The sequence below is a fragment of the Nitrospirota bacterium genome, from assembly GCA_023229435.1.
Classification (GTDB): domain Bacteria; phylum Nitrospirota; class UBA9217; order UBA9217; family UBA9217; genus JALNZF01.
Window position 1 is genome coordinate 1 of the sequence record JALNZF010000020.1, and the last position, 15,756, is coordinate 15,756.

The following is a 15,756-nucleotide window of genomic DNA, read 5'->3' on the forward strand; positions in this document are numbered from 1 at the left end:
GTCGAGTCCGGTTTTTCTTAGCCGGTTTGCCAGCGCATTTTCATACACCTTTTCGAGATGCCCATGTCCATGATAAACATGAATGGCATAGCCCGTTTCTCGTACAACGTCGCACAGTTCGCTTATCTCAATCATATTCATGCTCCCTGGATTAATTCGGCAGACCTTAGGCTTTCAGAGATCCCAATCTTGAGAAGTACCCTTCTTTGCTTTCCTTTGTGTTCTCTGCGTTCTTTCGCGGCCAACAGATTTTGACCTGAGTAGATACGAACTGTGAGCCTGGAACGGCTCGACTGAGAGCGTTCGACTGAGCTCACACCGAAGTCTCGTCGACGTCTTTGAACCATCTTTTCTCTTACTATCTGAAAAATCCCCGGTAAAACTTCATGGCGCGCTCACGGTAGGCATGGAAAATCTTTTCCGATTCCGCGGTAATGGAAGCAAAATCGAACCCCGGTTCCTGTGCCATCCAGTCCAGAACAATGGCGGGTGTCACCTCAATATGGAACTGGAGCGCATACACCCTGTCTGTATGCCGGAACGCCTGGTTCGGAAAAAGGTCGGACGACGCCAGCCACGCGGTATTGAGCGGCAGATCAAAGGTGTCCCCGTGCCACTGGAACACCTGGGCCGTGTTCTTGTCGGGAAGCGCAAGCTCGGATATGAGGGGATCGCTCATGCCGTCGGGAGTCAGCGCCACTTCAAGCCATCCGATCTCTTTCTTCTGACCGGGATAGACCTTTGCTCCCAGCACATGGGCCACCATTTGCGCGCCCAGACATACGCCGAGCACGTGCTTTTTTGCCTTGATCGCCGCCTTGATCAGCCGCGCTTCATTGACGAGGTACGAATACCGGTTCATCTCGTACACCGCCATGGGGCCGCCCATGATGATGAGGTGGGTAAAGGAGCCTTGAGCAGGCATGGTATCTCCGATGCTCAGATCGCAAATGGTATAGGGGATCTTTTCGGCAACGAGATAGTCAGCGATCGTGCCCGGACCCTCGGTGAAAACATTTTTTATAATGAGAACGTGCATCAGAATCCTCTCCATGAAAAAACACGGGGCCAACTATCGTCATTCCCGAAAGTTTAATCGGGAATCCGGTTTTGTTTTAAACAGCTAAGCCGAACACCATATCCCCGATAATTTTGTTCGGGGATGACAGGTTTTTTTCACGAACGCCTGAGCATGCACTTGTTTCGTCACTCCATGGTAAAAAATTATGCTGCCAGCTCCTTCGTAAAAAACACAAACGCCATCGCCGGTCTTTTGGACGAGACTGAAGCGACGAACTGGATACTCTCGAAGACATACCCCTTTGTTGTCCACTCGTTCAGGATCCGTTCGATCTCTTCGTCAGTCACCGTACACGTTTCAACGACCTTGTAATTCATGACTGCATTATAAAGAAGACCGATTTGTTTTTCAACAAGTATCAAGGACAGCGAATAACTACTCAGGTCGGTTGCGGAGCGTAGGAGCAATAAGAGCGCGCCTGCCCAAGCGGACTGCGGGCCTCCGGAAAATTCAGGCGGCGCGGGCGAAGCGGAAGCGCCGCGAAAGCTATATATGCAGGGAATAACTATCATCCCGGCGCTCCTTGCGACGAAGCGAAGTAACTGACCTGAGTAGTCACGAAAGCGAATAAATTTCCTGTTGCTATTCATCCGCAGAGTCAATATAATCTGCCCATGCTGAAGCGGAAAAAAGGTACGCTTACCGGCCTCGATCTCATCGACAAGCGCTGGCCCGGGGAACTCAAGGGCGCCCGCGTGGGCCTCGTGGTGCATCCCGCCTCGGTAAACAGCAGGCTGGAACACGCCATCGCCGTCTGCATGAGCTCAAAAAAGTTCAAGCTCGCCGCCCTCTTCGGACCACAGCACGGCATCCTCGGCCAGACGCAGGACAACATGGTCGAGTGGGAAGGGACCCGCGACCCTGCAACGGGTTTGCCGGTCTACAGCCTTTATGGGAAAGCCCGCAAACCCCGGCCCGAGATGCTCGCCGCCATCGACGCGCTTGTGATCGACCTGCAGGACGTGGGCAGCCGCTACTACACCTTCATCTGGACGCTGGAACTCTGCATGCAGGCCTGCCGCGAGGCGGGCAAAACGATCGTCGTGCTCGACCGCCCGAACCCACTTGCCGGCCATCTCACCGAAGGGCCGGCGCTCGACCCCGGGTACGCCTCGTTCGTGGGGCTGAGGCCCTTGCCGGTGCGGCATGGTATGACCATCGGCGAGATCAGCGCATACCTTCATGAGACCTTCCATCCCGGGCTCGATCATCACATCGTCCCGATGCAGGGATGGAAACGGAAGCTGTGGTTCGATCAGACGCGCCTGCCCTGGGTCATGCCTTCTCCCAATATGCCGACACTGGATACCGCGCTCGTCTATCCGGGCATGTGCCTGCTCGAGGCCACGAACATCTCGGAGGGCCGCGGAACCACACGGCCGTTCGAGCTCTTCGGCGCGCCGTTTATCCATCCGGAAACCATCGTGAGTGTGCTCAAAAAATTTAAACTGCCCGGCGTGCTGTTCCGGCCGCTCTCGTTCCAGCCCACGTTCCAGAAACACGCGGGCCTGCTCTGCAACGGCGCACAGATACATGTTACTGACCGCGAGCGGTTCAAGCCGTTCAAGACCGGCGTGGCAATCCTGAAGGCAATCCACACCACCTACCCGCGCGACTTTACGTGGAACCAGCCGCCTTACGAGTACGAGGAGGTCAACCTTCCGATCGATATCCTTGCCGGGTCCGACCGTATGCGAAAGGACATCGAGTCGGGGAAAGACCTTGATGAGATGGAGAAGTGGTGGAAAGAAGAAACAAGGGCGTTTGAGAAGACAAGAAAGAAGTACTTGATCTATAAAAACTGATCTGGTTCAAAGTTCCAGGTTCACGGTTCAAGGTTTGTGTACCGTGAATCAGATTAGACCTCTCACATAACAAGCACAGGTCCGCGAGACAAATTAACTCGGCACTCGGTTAAGCAGCGTTTTAAAACCGTGAACTTTGAACCGTGAACCTGATAACCCGAGTAGTTCTTATATATGCCCAAATTCCCCGTCAACATCTTTCTCCCCGCGGCCGGACTCGGCGAGCGGCTCAGGCCGATCACGAACCACCTGCCCAAACCGCTGCTGCCGGTCCTCGGGAAACCGTTGATCGAGATCATCCTCGAACGGATCGCCGCTGTGTGCGACAAGGGGATCGGCATCAACCTCCATTACAAGCCCGGGCTGCTGCGCGACTGGGCACGGGCGTCCCGCTATGCCGACCGCATCCGGTTCTTTCCTGAAGACCCGATCCTCGGCACCGGAGGCGCGCTCAAGAACGCCGAAGCGTTCCTGTCAACCGGCCACTTCCTGGTGCACAACGCGGACATTCTTCTGGATATCGACTTTGAACGACTGATCGACACCCACCTCGCTTCAGGAAATATCGCCACGCTCGTGACGCATAACCATCCGAAATATAGTAACGTGGTGGTTGATGAAAATAATCTTCTGGTCAACGTGGAAAATCCCGGGGACTCCCGGCCGGACCCGGACACCATCGCGAAAAAAGTCGCCTACACCGGCATCGCCGTCTATTCTCCGAAAATATTAACATTCCTGCCGCCGGGCATCTCCCACATGACCGTGGCCTGGATCGCGGCGGCGAAGGCCGGACGTCGTGTTCAGACGCACGACGTCACGGGCGCTTATTGGAACGACATCGGCACTCCAGCCTCGTATGTGGCGAGCGTGTTCGACGCCTTGCGGGACAACGGCGAGAACGTCTCTGTGTCCCCGACCGCTAAATGCGGGAGGATCGGCATTGACGGCTATATCGTGCTGGAATCGGGAAGCGAGGTCCGTGATGGAGCGCGGCTCAGGAACTGCGTGGTCATGCCCGGCGCGCGGGTCACCGGAAAACACGAGAATTGCATCATCGGTCCGGATTATGCCGTCGATCTTACGGAAACCGAGATGCAGCCATCGATCCACGCGCGGGAGCAGAAGACGGTCGCGCTTAACGATCCGCTGTTTGCCCGGTATTTTGGGATACAACCCATTCTTAACAATGCGACCTCTGCTCCTCACCCCGGACAAAGCCTGTCCCCGAAAGCCTTTATCGGGGAAACTCCGAACTCCCTGTCGGACGCGATCCTGATCGGCCTCGGCGGATCGGACAGACGCTACTTCCGCGTGCGGAATAACGGGAAGACAGCGGTGCTCATGGAGTGCAAACCCGACGACCCGGATTACGAACGCCACCTCATTTATACCCGTTTCTTCGAGGCCCACTCAGTCCCCGTGCCAAGCCTCATTGCAGAAGATGATACCGACAAGTGCGCCCTCTTCGAGGACCTCGGCGACACCAGTCTCTACTCCTATCTGAAACTCCCGCATGACGACGCGCATATCGAGGATATCTATCGCAGTGTGCTCGATATCCTGGTCGCGCTCCACAGCCGGGCTACCGCGCATGTCCATGAATGCCCGCAGCTCCGGGACCGGATCTTTGACTATGAATATCTGCGATGGGAAACAAACTACTTTCTCGATCAATTCGTCAGGGGACTCCGCAAAACGGCGTTGAACGATAAGCCTGCTTTAGCGGAGGACTTCCATCGCCTTGCACAGAAGGTGGATGCCGGTCCCAGGGTCGTGATCCACCGCGACTTCCAGTGCCAGAACATCATGATCACGCCCGGCAATATTCCGCGGGTCATCGATTTTCAAGGCGCGAGAATGGCCCCTGCCGCGTACGATGTCGCCTCGATCCTCTGGGACCCCTACCACCGGCTCGATGATGGTGTTCGTGAACGATTGGTCGATCATTACGCGGGCGAGATGAAACGGAATTCAGCGGGCTTTCATGAGGCGTTGTTCAGAGAGAGCATCATCCCCTGTCGTCTTCAGCGCCACATGCAGGCGCTCGGCGCATACGGTTTTCTGTCCGTCGTGAAAGGGAAAAAATATTTCCTCAAGCACATCCCCGAGGCGCTCAGACTGCTGAAGGAAGAGAGCGAAGCAACGAAAAACGACTATCCGGAACTCTACAGGCTGGTGAACAATCTGTTTTAGATAAACGGTCTGTTGTCCACAGAGTATTTCGATCATATGGTCATTCTGAGCACAGCGAAGAATCTCGTTTTTGAACATCTCCGGATAAACTCTGCAAAGAATCCTACCTTCCCACTCTAATGAGAGACCCTTCGCTTCGCTCAGGGTGACAAAAAAAGATTAGACAACAGCCCGGAATCTTACAACGCGCCTTTTGCCTTCAATGCCTTTTCGACCGCCGCGATCTGCTCGTTATGCAGTTTGCAGTCCTCTTCGTATTCAGCCGCCATGTTCTGGGCCTTTTCAGCGCCGATATGCACCGAGGTCTTGACGAAGGTGAAGGAATGCAGGTCCTCAATGTCGCAGAGACTTTCCTTCAGCCGTTTAAGCTCCGCCTTGAGTTCATCGATTGACATGTCTTCCAATTGTTTACCCATTGTTTTCAACCTCGTTTCCCACAAAGAGAGGACGACACAACGTTAACAGCCGAGACCTTCACTCCCTGGCGGCATCGCGGTGGATGCGCGAATTTACGTTCACAGGCTTTTGAAAAACTATTTTAGACCCATACACCGTCATTCCCGCGTAAGCGGGAATCCAGAATTTTCAGATTGCTACGGGATGCCCGTTTTCACGGGCATGACGAATTAATCCGTCATCACAGACCTTTTCAACGATCTGTTACACTTTCAAGATACTCCAGCGCCTCCCGCCGGTCCTTAATCGCACCCTCAGCCTGGCGCTCTTTGATCTCTTCAAGTATAACACGGAATTTCGGCCCCGGCGTTAGACCTCGATCGATGAGGTCCTGCCCGGTCACGAGCGGCTTCGCCTCGACCTTCAGGAACTTCGTATAATAATATTCCAGCACCGTTGCCATGGGTTTTATGGTGTCCGTGAACTGTTCCTTCGGCATGATCTCGCGGGTCGCGCGCGCGTCCGCCTGCGCAAGGATCAGGCTTTCCGGAAGGGCGTCACCGATGTCGCGACAATAGCGGTACATGGCGTTCTTGCTCGGCCCGCCGGGCGTGGAAAGATTGAACAGCCGCATGTGCTGCCGGATGACGCGGGTGACCGCTTTCTCCGTATTGTTCGAAAGTTTGAACCGCCGGCAAATGGACACTGCCTTTTCAGCGCCGAGATTGTCATGTCCATGGAAACGAACATGTCCATCGACGTTGCTGAACGTTTCGGGCTTCGCGTTGTCGTGGATCAGGCAGGCAAATCGGAGCGCCGCCTTTCTCGGCACGAGATGCTCAAGGCGCTCCTCAAGATGCGCGAGTATCGTATTGCCGTGATCCGGCGATAGCGTCGGCAGATCGTCAAGCACGTTGTCTATATATCCGGCCGTCTTGATCGAATGGGTCAGGACATCGTGGACGTGATACCTCCCCGGCGTGAACGCGCGGAGAGGTTCAAGCTCGGGGAAAAGCGGCGACAGAAGGCCGAGCGAATCCATAAGCATGAGGTGCTTCTCGGCATTTCGCTCGGAGAGGATCAGGAATAGCTCGTCCCGCACGCGCTCGGGCGAGGGCCTGGCAATGAGCTTTGCATACTGCCGGATCTGATCAACAGTCCCTTCTTCGATCGTAAATCCAAGCGTGGCCGAAAATCTTATTGCGCGGAGAAGCCGGAGCGGGTCTTCATCCAGCACACCCGGCCTCGTTACCCGGATGAGCCTGTTCCTGATGTCTTCCCGGCCCTGCAACGGGTCGATCAATCCATCGAGAGACGTATCGGCGATGAAAGCCTTCAGGTCAAGCGCCATCGCGTTCATGGTAAAGTCCCGGCGTTCAAGATCGGCGGTGAGATCCGGTCCTTCGAAGTTCGTAAAATCAAACTGAATGATATCAGCATCAGTTTGTTTTACGATACGGGTGATCTTACGCTCTTCATCGAGAAAGAAAAAACTTCCGCCTATGGCGGCGGCGAACGTGCGTGCCACGTCCTCCGAGCCGGAGGCCATCAGGAGGTCAATGTCCCTGATGTCCTGCCTGCCGATCAGCAGGTCACGAACTGATCCGCCGACGAGGTAGATGGTGTGCGGAGTCAGGGAGGGAAGTGCGGAAAGATATGTCCCGAAAGGAGAATTCATGGCTGATGATAATTATGCAAATTAAATTTTATTCAAACAGAGAAGAGCTTGAAAGTAGTTTTAAAATCTAAATATTCAGGTTGGCCGCAAAAGAACGCAAAGATCTCAAAGAAAAGCTGACATCATGTAGTTCAGTTTTTAAATCTCTCTGCGTTCCTTGAGTGTTTCTCTAAGTGGCCGGTTCATTTTTTAGGCCATTCGCGGCTAATAGATTTTGACCTGAGTAGATAAGAAAGCTTCTGGAAATCTGTTCTGGTTTTCGCTTTCCTCTGTGCCTTATGTGACTTTTGCCTGCGCCCAGCGCTTACGAGTGGAATCGCGAGTGCAGGGTGTGGCTAAACAGTTTTCCGGCTTGCCCGGGTTAGGATTATAGCTGCTCACTGCTCCGACCGCTTCTCATCCATCTCCTTCTCCGCAACGCCCTTGCCCGTACTCTTCCTGATCTCCGTCAACCGTTTTTTCCGATCCTCCCGAGTGACGTACCAGTCCTCGATGAGCGTCTCGATCAGATCGATCAACAGCTCCGCCTCGCCGGGATCGACGTCGAGGATCTCCGCGCCTTCGCTCTCCATGTGGGCGCCGATCATCCCGCGCCTCTTAATGGACTCGATGGTCTCCCAGGTCAGGGGGTCCGCCGTGCCTTTGATCTGGCGGAACTCATCGCCCAGACTGGCGGGTTGCACCTGCCAATAGTCCCGTATCATCGATGAGAGACAGCGTCGTGACAGGGCCGCGGCGACCTTTGGGCTGAGCTCAAGAGTGAGACAGGCTTCCTGGTAGTCCTGGAGAATATGCTGGGGAATGGCAATCGGGAACGAGCGGGCGCGGGAGGGAGGGACAAGTGCCCATGACTTGATGTGCTTTCCCGTATAGGTGCGCTTTCCGCTGACCTCCAGATGGTGCAGCGAAGCGATCACGGAAAACTTCCTGCACTCGGGATTGGGGCAGACCACGAACTTGCTCACCAGCCGGCGCAAACCATCCGCGTTCGGCAGGGTGAGATCGGCAAAGGACACCCGCCGGTCTTCGTCGCTCACGGTCAGTTCCTTGTTGCAGTTTGGGCAGTACCAGAGATATTCGCTCACGTTTCCCTCCCTGAATCGGATATAATAACGTCGTAAAAAGGCCTGTCTCACACAAAGCCACGAAGTCACAAAGAGAAAAGCCTTTCGTTGTTAATGGGATTTTCTTCGTGATGGAGCCTGTCCTCGATTGCTTTGATCGGGGATGCCTTCGTGTGAAAAATGATTTTTACGAGATCATAAAGATTGAACCACACCCCGCCTTGTTCAGGCGGCGTTTCATACTACCTTGATTGCCATCATTCCTCAAGCAGTCCCTGCAGCACGCTTTCATCCCACTCCTTCGTGATGACGACCTCGCCGATCTTCTTCGGCAGAACGAGTTTTACCTTCCCGCCTTCCGCCTTCTTATCGCCCTGCATGATACCCATAAGCTCACGCGCTGCCGGCTTGCGACCCAGGGTTGAGAAGTCCGTCGGCAGACCGTAGGCTTTGATAAGCATCTCCACCCTCCCGGGCACCGAGGCGTCGCACAAACCGGTCCGGTTCGCGAGACGCGAGGCAATGACCATGCCGATGGCAACAGCATAACCATGACGCATGGTGTAGTTTTCAGCGGTCTCGACGGCGTGGCCGACCGTATGGCCGTAATTCAGGATCGCGCGGAGACCGCCCTCCCGCTCGTCCCTGCTCACCACCTCGGCCTTTATCTCGCAGGAGCGCCGAATGACGTGCTCAAGCGCATCGGGATCGAGCGCGAGGATCTTTTCCCGGTTCTTGTCGAGGTATTCGAAGAACGCCGCGTCACTGATCACTCCGTACTTGATCACCTCCGCCATGCCCGAGAGGAACTCTTCTTTCGGCAGGGACGCGAGTACGCTCAGGTCCATCAAGACCTTCTTCGGCTGATGGAACGCGCCGATCATGTTCTTGCCCAGGGGATGGTTCACGCCGGTCTTGCCGCCGACGCTGCTGTCCACCATCGCGAGCAGCGTGGTCGGCACCTGGGCAAAAGGTATGCCGCGCATGAACGTGGCGGCGGCGAAACCCGTGAGGTCTCCGATCACTCCTCCGCCCAGCGCCACGAGCGCGCACGTGCGGTCGAAAAAGTTGGTCAGAAGCGCGGTATAGACCGCATTGGCCCAGTCAAGGTTCTTGAACTGCTCTCCATCGGGGACCTCGATGGACATGACCATGAACCCCGCTCCCTTGAGACTGTCCACCACGCGTTGGCCATACAGTTTTTTGACCGTCGGGTTCGTAATGAGGGCCATCTTCCGGCCGAAACCGAGGCCCGTCAGACGCTCGCCGGTCTTCTCCAGGTTCGCGCCGATCTCGATGTCGTAGCTCCGGTCGCCAAGTCCGACGTTAACAGTATGCATATCTGATTCTCTCTTTGATCGCTTTAATGACGTCGTCCACGGACTTATCCGATGTGTCGATGCACACATCGGCCTGGGCATAGAACTTTGCGCGGCTGTCGAGCAGTTCTTTGATCTTCGCCTTTGGTTCCGGGGTCTGGAGCAGAGGCCGGTGGGTCTCGTGCTTGATGCGCTCGTAGATCACTTCAGGGCTTGCGGTGAGGCAGACCACGCACCCTCCCTTTTTGAAGGCCTCACGGTTCGCATCCTGGATCACCGCGCCGCCGCCGGTGGAGATCACCTGGCCTTCGCCCATCATGACCTGCTGAATGACCGCCGCCTCGACCTCGCGGAAGTAAGGTTCGCCGAATTTTGAAAAAAGGGAGGTGACACTCAGGTTCTGGTCTGTTTCGATGAGCTTGTCAATGTCCACAAAGGTGTAACCCAGGTCCTTTGCGAGCTGCGCGCCCACGCTCGTCTTGCCCACGCCCATGAATCCTGTAAGAATGATGTTTTTGAACATGATGAATGCCTTACCACAAAGACGCGAAGGCACGAAGAAAAGCTACGCATTGTCAGATGATCTTCTGTCTTCTCTCGTCCCTCGTCCGTCGTCCCACGTCTCTCGTCTGACCTTTACTTCTTCCCCTGCTCTTCTTCCATTTCCATCCGCGCCTTCAAATGCCTGCCATACCCGAGGAAGTTGCGCTTCATCTCGTCGATGTTGTCGCCGCCGAACTTTTCGATCAGAGCGGATGCGATCTCGAACGCCACCACGGCCTCTGCCACCACGCCTGCCGCCGGCACCGCGCACGTGTCGGACCGCTCGACGCTCGCCTTGTAGGGCTTCTTGCTCACCATGTCCACGGAGCGGAGCGGTTTATGCAGCGTGGGGATGGGCTTCATGGCGGCACGAAGCGTAATGGTCTCGCCATTGCTGATCCCGCCCTCAATGCCGCCTGCCATATTCGTCTTGCGATAGAAACCTTCCTTTTTGCTCCAGGAGATCTCGTCATGCACCTGGGAACCGGGCATGTTCGCGGCGCCGAATCCCGCGCCAACCTCCACCCCCTTGATGGCCTGGATGCTCATGAGCGCGGCGGCAAGCTTGCCATCGAGCTTCCGGTCCCAGTGCACGTGGCTGCCAAGCCCTATCGGAACACCGGCGATGACCACTTCGAACACGCCGCCGAGAGAATCCCCCGCCGCTCGCGCTTCGTCGATCTTGCGCATCATCCGCTTCTCCGCTTCATGATCGACACAGCGCAGTTCCGAGGCCTCGGCCTTCTTTTTTATCTCATGAACCGATGACTTCGGTACCTTGGCGTATACATTCCCGATGGAGAGCACATGACTCACTACCTCGATGTCGAACTCTTCAAGCAGCCGCTTTGCCACGGCGCCGACCGCAACACGCATGGCCGTCTCACGTGCGCTCGAGCGCTCAAGGATGCACCGGATGTCCATGCTTCCGTACTTCAATGCGCCTGCCAGGTCCGCGTGGCCGGGACGGGGACGCGTGACCGGTTCCGCCGAGTTCAGGAACATGGGGTCCGGAGACATCTTGTCACGCCAGTTTTCCCAGTCCTTGTTGCGAACGATGAGCCCGATCGGACTGCCGATCGTCCTGCCCCAGCGGACGCCCGTATAGATCTTGACCGTGTCCTTCTCGATCTTCATGCGGCCGCCGCGTCCATACCCGGCCTGCCTCCTGGCAAGGTCGCGGTCTATATCCGTCACCCGGATCAAAAGCCCCGAGGGCATACCCTCGATGACCCCCATGAGAAGCTCACCGTGCGACTCACCAGCAGTTAAAAATCGTAACATTCTCTATTCCTCCCCTTGTAAAAGAGCTCCTGCCCATGATCTTGCGAGCGATTTTAAAGAAGAAAATACCCTAAAATCGCGCTCATCATAGCAAATTTGAAGTAGAAGTGCAATTAAAAGTATGGTACTATTTGGTGTATTTTACAGGTATTACACTGTTTTTGAGGGGAAAAACCTCCGCGGTATGAGACTTTTGTATCCAAAACAAAATGTTATAGGAGCTGACGGTGAAATTCAACATAGGTCGTTCAACGGTAATATGCCTTATTAAAGGAGCCCTATGATCGCCCTGCTCTGTTCCGTCCAGGCTGAAGCCGATATCCTCATCGCATCAACGATCGTGATAAAGAGAACGACGCTCGGCTCCAAACAGCTGATCGAGGGAACCATCGGCGCAGAGCGGATCATCCTGTGCATCAGCGGCATGGGCAAGGTCAATGCCGCCCATACGGCAACGCTTATGCTCGCACGGTTCGATCCCGAGGCCCTCGTCGTCTTCGGCATCGGCGGCGCCTACCCCTCGTCGGGCGCCCGGATCGGCGATCTCGCGATCGCAAAGGAAGAGATCGCCGGCGACGAAGGCGTCCTGACCCGGGACGGCTTCAAGGACACCGCATACATCGGCATCCCCCTTCTCAAGACAGCCACGTCACGGTTTTTTTCGACCTACCCCGCATCAGAGCCGCTGGTGCATCGCTCTTTGCAGTCGCTCGGTGTTCATCGGAACTCCAGCCAGGGCAAGATACACGTCGGGAGCTTCATCACCCTGTCAACCTGCACCGGCACCACGACGCGCGCGCGGGAGCTGGAAGAACGATACCACGGGCTCTGCGAGAACATGGAGGGGGCCGCGGTCGCGCACGTGGCGGAACTGCATGGCGTCCCCTGGCTCGAGGTCCGCGGCATCTCGAACATCGTGGAGGACCGCGATCTGAAGAAGTGGGACATCCCGAAGGCGGCCGGGGCAGTACAGCAGGCGGTTCAATGTATCGTGGAGGGCTGGGGAGGATGAAGCGAATTCGGATTGCGGAATGCGGATTGCGGATTGAAAAGTCGAAACACCGCCCCGATGAAGACCACGCTCTTTTTCAGGAAGTATTATGAAAAAGCAACTCACCATTGGTTATTCGCCGTGCCCGAACGATACCTTCATTTTCTACGCGCTCGTTCACGGCAAGGTCCATGTCCCGGGCATTGAATTCCGCGAACAGCTCGCGGATGTCGAAACGCTGAACAGGATGGCGCTTGCGAGCAGTCTCGACATCACCAAGATATCGTTCCACGCCCTCGGGCATCTGCGTGAACAGTACGCCCTGCTCCGTTCCGGCAGCGCGCTCGGCCGCGGCTGCGGTCCGCTCCTCGTGGCGAAACCGGGAACCAGGATCGAGGATATTAACCAGGGTACGATCGCCATCCCCGGCAAACTGACCACTGCCTCTCTTCTCCTCCGGCTCTACGATCCTTCGATCACGAAGATCATCGTCATGCCCTTTGACCGTATCATGGATGCGGTCTCGAACGGTGATGTGACAGCAGGGCTCATCATCCACGAAAGCCGCTTCACCTATCCGCGGTACAAGCTCGAGAAACTGCTTGACCTCGGTGAGTGGTGGGAACAACACTCCGGTCTCCCCATCCCGCTCGGCGGCATACTCGGCAAGAGATCGCTCGGCCGCGACGTCCTGCTTTCCGTTGAGACCGGTATCTGCGGGAGTCTGCGCTACGCCAATGCGCACCCGGACGAGGTCCTCCACTATTGCAAACAGTACAGCCAGGAGATGGACGAGACGGTGATGAAGAGCCATATTGATCTGTATGTGAACGACTTCTCGCTCGACCTGGGACAGGAAGGTCTTGCCGCGGTGCGCAGGCTCTTTGACGAGGCGGAGGCAAGCGGGATATTTCCCCGATCCGACAAGCCAATACTGGCTGAAGAATAATTTCCTCACTGTTCACCGGAAAACTCTTATGGTATAATCACCACTACGCTACGACTGACCTATACCATTCCTTTTAATTTTCCTTTCAGGAGGCCCTATGTTCGCATGGATTGTTCTCGCAGTGCTCGGATTGGTTCTGATCTGGCTTGTTTTGATCTACAACGGTCTCGTATCGGTCCGGAACGACGTACAGAACGCATGGAAACAGATCGATGTGCAGCTCAAACGCCGGCATGATCTGATCCCGAACCTCGTCTCTACCGTGAAGGGGGTAATGGAGTTCGAGCAGGACACCCTCGAGAAGGTGATCTCGGCCAGGACAAAGGCCGTGTCCGCCGGCACCCCTGCCTCCAAAGCCGCGTCCGAGAACATGCTCACCGAGGCACTGGGCAAACTCTTCGCCGTGATGGAAAACTATCCTGCGCTCAAGAGCAACCAGAACGTCATGCAGCTCCAGGAAGAGCTCACGTCAACAGAGAACCGGATCTCCTTTGCCCGTCAGCTTTACAACGATCTGGTTGCGAACTATCGCACGAAGATCCAGGTATTTCCTAACAATTTCGTATCCTCGATGTTCAATTTCCAGTCAGAGGAATATTTCGGGGCTGAAGAGACAGACCGCGCGGTGCCGGGAGTGAACCTGAGCCTGAGAGGAAAATAAGAGGGGCTGAGGGACGATGGACGCCCGCCATTCGACTGGCTCATGGTGGTGAGCAAAGTCGAACCACTTCGCTTGGACGATGGACGAAACGGCTTACGTCCTTCATCTCTCGTCCATCGTCCGTCGTCTGTCGTCACTCGTCCTGCTGTTTTTAATGTACCATGCCCCTTACCTTCATCGACATAGAGAAACAAAAGAGCTGGCGCATCTGGCTGTTCTTTCTGGTCCTCATGCTCCTCTATCTTGTCCTGAGCGCCCTTTTTGCGGCAACGTTCCTCCATGTCACCTGGCATGCCGCGCCGCGCTTTTGGGTATTCGCCGGAGTAACTGCCCTGCTCGTGGCAGGGATACATTTCTGGTTCTCGGCCTACGACACGGCCGGTACCGTGGTCCGCAGTCTTGACGCTCAGCCGCCGGACCCTCAGGACGATATCCATAAGATGCTCATGAACGTCATGCAAGAGATCCGCGTCGTGACGGGAAACAAGCGGCCGATGCAGTGCGTGGTCATCCCTTCCCTCTCCATGAACGCTCTGGCAGTGGCCGACCTCAAGGGCGAGGCCGTCATCGGGATCACCGAAGGGCTGCTCTCGCGCCTCACCCGGCCGCAGCTCGAGGCCGTGATCGCCCACGAGGCCCATCACATCCTCTCGGGCGATTGCCTCGAAACCACCGTTGCGGCGAGTCTCTTCGGATCCTACTCCTCGGCCATGGAGAAATTAACCGATACATCCAGAGGCCGGACGTTCGCATCTCCCGCTTTCCTTCTTGCCTGGATTCTGCTCCAGTTGAGCTACCTGCTGAATATGTTCATATCCCGTGAGCGGGAATACCGCGCAGATGCCGCGTCCGTGCGCATGACCAGAAACCCTATCGCGCTTGCTGAAACGCTTCACTTCCTGTCAAGAAGCTGGCGCGGGGCCGGATTCATCGGCAGCGGTTTCGAGATGCTCTGCATCGTGAACCCACAAGCGACTGCGCTGGACGAGGCAGAAGGTTTCTGGGCAGACCTCTTCTCGACCCATCCACCGCTCAGAAAAAGGATGGATATCCTGCTCACCATGGCGCGGGTGAGCATCGCCGAGCTGGATGCGAAGACCGCGAAGGCCGTCACGACGAATGCGCAAGCACCCTCTGCCCCGCTGTATTATGCAATGAGCCCCCGGCAGCAGTGGCAAGGACCGTTCACGTTGATTGAACTTGCCGCACTCCCGTGGCTTTCACCCCTCACCTGGATCACGAACGGCAAAGATCAGCCCGTCGAGCGGGCTTCAAAGGAGCCCGGTATCAGCGATATCTTCCTGTCGCGGCTTTCCGGGCAGGAGAGCCCCCTTTCGAACTACTCGTGCCCGACCTGCCGTCAACCGCTGGTAACGGAGCCATACGAAGGCACCCGTCTCTATCAGTGCCGCTTCTGTGCCGGCGTCCTGGTGGATACGGTCAATATCCCGCGGATCATTGCGCGGACCGGAAGGGAGCGTTCCTGTTCTGAGCGGATCAACTCGCTCGCGAAAACGGTTGCGACCGGGAACCAGCTCCGGCAGCCCTATCGGAGATCCGGTGACGGCTGCAGGTCCGCGATCCCGCTGCTTGCCTGTCCCAAGTGCGGCAATCCGATGTCCCGGAGATTTTACAGCCAGGCTCACCTGATCGAGGTCGACCGTTGCAGTTTCTGCGGCATCACGTGGTTTGATCAGGACGAGCTTGAGATGCTGCAGTGCCTGATCGAGAACCGGATCGTGCCCGACATCAAGAGCTCTGATCATGTTTAATAAAGTCAAAATGCAGA

The 15,756-nt window shown here is 56.1% G+C and carries 14 protein-coding genes; 6 read left to right on the plus strand and 8 right to left on the minus strand.

What is annotated here, in order from left to right:
* Positions 1-358: 358 nt before the first annotated feature.
* The gene (locus M0R70_12235; protein MCK9420137.1) at positions 359-1,039 is read right to left on the minus strand and encodes a type 1 glutamine amidotransferase; all 681 of its coding nucleotides are present in this window, start codon (positions 1,037-1,039) and stop codon (positions 359-361) included.
* A 185-nt stretch (positions 1,040-1,224) separates the two neighbouring features.
* The gene (locus M0R70_12240) at positions 1,225-1,398 is read right to left on the minus strand and encodes a DUF4177 domain-containing protein (GenBank protein MCK9420138.1); all 174 of its coding nucleotides are present in this window, start codon (positions 1,396-1,398) and stop codon (positions 1,225-1,227) included.
* A 297-nt stretch (positions 1,399-1,695) separates the two neighbouring features.
* Between M0R70_12240 and M0R70_12245 the strand changes: the two genes are divergently transcribed.
* Positions 1,696-2,886 (plus strand): DUF1343 domain-containing protein, encoded by a 1,191-nt coding sequence (locus M0R70_12245; GenBank protein MCK9420139.1) that lies wholly within the window; start codon positions 1,696-1,698, stop codon positions 2,884-2,886.
* A gap of 174 nt (positions 2,887-3,060) precedes the next feature.
* Positions 3,061-5,082, plus strand: a complete 2,022-nt coding sequence (locus M0R70_12250; protein MCK9420140.1) for a phosphotransferase — start codon at positions 3,061-3,063, stop codon at positions 5,080-5,082.
* 179 nt (positions 5,083-5,261) lie between these two features.
* Here M0R70_12250 and M0R70_12255 read toward each other — a convergent pair whose 3' ends face one another.
* From M0R70_12255 to aroC, 6 genes are all read right to left on the minus strand, one after another.
* Positions 5,262-5,498, minus strand: a complete 237-nt coding sequence (locus M0R70_12255; protein MCK9420141.1) for a hypothetical protein — start codon at positions 5,496-5,498, stop codon at positions 5,262-5,264.
* Positions 5,499-5,731: 233 nt separating this feature from the next.
* On the minus strand, positions 5,732-7,156 hold the full coding sequence (locus tag M0R70_12260) for an HD domain-containing protein (GenBank protein ID MCK9420142.1): 1,425 nt from the start codon (positions 7,154-7,156) through the stop codon (positions 5,732-5,734).
* Positions 7,157-7,533: 377 nt separating this feature from the next.
* Positions 7,534-8,241, minus strand: coding sequence for a DUF4145 domain-containing protein (locus tag M0R70_12265; GenBank protein ID MCK9420143.1), 708 nt, complete (start codon positions 8,239-8,241; stop codon positions 7,534-7,536).
* A 236-nt stretch (positions 8,242-8,477) separates the two neighbouring features.
* A complete protein-coding gene (gene aroB / locus M0R70_12270; protein ID MCK9420144.1) occupies positions 8,478-9,560 on the minus strand; it encodes a 3-dehydroquinate synthase in 1,083 nt (360 codons plus the stop codon).
* Complete coding sequence (locus M0R70_12275; protein MCK9420145.1) at positions 9,547-10,062, minus strand: shikimate kinase; 516 nt, start codon at positions 10,060-10,062, stop codon at positions 9,547-9,549. The genes aroB and M0R70_12275 overlap by 14 nt, the downstream gene beginning before the upstream one ends.
* Positions 10,063-10,175: 113 nt before the next feature.
* Positions 10,176-11,366 (minus strand): chorismate synthase, encoded by a 1,191-nt coding sequence (gene aroC, locus M0R70_12280; protein ID MCK9420146.1) that lies wholly within the window; start codon positions 11,364-11,366, stop codon positions 10,176-10,178.
* Positions 11,367-11,646: 280 nt separating this feature from the next.
* On the opposite strand from aroC, the gene mqnB reads away from it, so the two are divergent.
* From mqnB to M0R70_12300, 4 genes are all read left to right on the plus strand, one after another.
* Positions 11,647-12,378, plus strand: a complete 732-nt coding sequence (mqnB, locus tag M0R70_12285) for a futalosine hydrolase (protein ID MCK9420147.1) — start codon at positions 11,647-11,649, stop codon at positions 12,376-12,378.
* A gap of 88 nt (positions 12,379-12,466) precedes the next feature.
* Entirely contained in the window at positions 12,467-13,306 is an 840-nt protein-coding gene (locus M0R70_12290; GenBank protein ID MCK9420148.1) for a 1,4-dihydroxy-6-naphthoate synthase, read from the plus strand.
* Positions 13,307-13,403: 97 nt separating this feature from the next.
* Positions 13,404-13,967 carry a LemA family protein gene (locus M0R70_12295; protein ID MCK9420149.1) on the plus strand — a complete coding sequence of 188 codons (564 nt, stop codon included), beginning with the start codon at positions 13,404-13,406 and terminating at the stop codon, positions 13,965-13,967.
* 161 nt (positions 13,968-14,128) lie between these two features.
* Positions 14,129-15,739, plus strand: a complete 1,611-nt coding sequence (locus tag M0R70_12300) for a zinc metalloprotease HtpX (GenBank protein MCK9420150.1) — start codon at positions 14,129-14,131, stop codon at positions 15,737-15,739.
* The last annotated feature ends 17 nt before the right edge of the window (positions 15,740-15,756 follow it).

Coding starts and splice junctions, on each gene's coding strand:
- aroC (MCK9420146.1), bottom strand. CDS start 11,366: ATGTTACGATTTTTAACTGCTGGTGAGTCGCACGGTGAGCTTCTCATG.
- M0R70_12260 (MCK9420142.1), bottom strand. CDS start 7,156: ATGAATTCTCCTTTCGGGACATATCTTTCCGCACTTCCCTCCCTGACT.
- M0R70_12300 (MCK9420150.1), top strand. CDS start 14,129: ATGCCCCTTACCTTCATCGACATAGAGAAACAAAAGAGCTGGCGCATC.
- M0R70_12235 (MCK9420137.1), bottom strand. CDS start 1,039: ATGCACGTTCTCATTATAAAAAATGTTTTCACCGAGGGTCCGGGCACG.
- M0R70_12250 (MCK9420140.1), top strand. CDS start 3,061: ATGCCCAAATTCCCCGTCAACATCTTTCTCCCCGCGGCCGGACTCGGC.
- mqnB (MCK9420147.1), top strand. CDS start 11,647: ATGATCGCCCTGCTCTGTTCCGTCCAGGCTGAAGCCGATATCCTCATC.
- M0R70_12290 (MCK9420148.1), top strand. CDS start 12,467: ATGAAAAAGCAACTCACCATTGGTTATTCGCCGTGCCCGAACGATACC.
- M0R70_12245 (MCK9420139.1), top strand. CDS start 1,696: ATGCTGAAGCGGAAAAAAGGTACGCTTACCGGCCTCGATCTCATCGAC.
- M0R70_12255 (MCK9420141.1), bottom strand. CDS start 5,498: ATGGGTAAACAATTGGAAGACATGTCAATCGATGAACTCAAGGCGGAG.
- M0R70_12295 (MCK9420149.1), top strand. CDS start 13,404: ATGTTCGCATGGATTGTTCTCGCAGTGCTCGGATTGGTTCTGATCTGG.
- aroB (MCK9420144.1), bottom strand. CDS start 9,560: ATGCATACTGTTAACGTCGGACTTGGCGACCGGAGCTACGACATCGAG.
- M0R70_12275 (MCK9420145.1), bottom strand. CDS start 10,062: ATGTTCAAAAACATCATTCTTACAGGATTCATGGGCGTGGGCAAGACG.
- M0R70_12240 (MCK9420138.1), bottom strand. CDS start 1,398: ATGAATTACAAGGTCGTTGAAACGTGTACGGTGACTGACGAAGAGATC.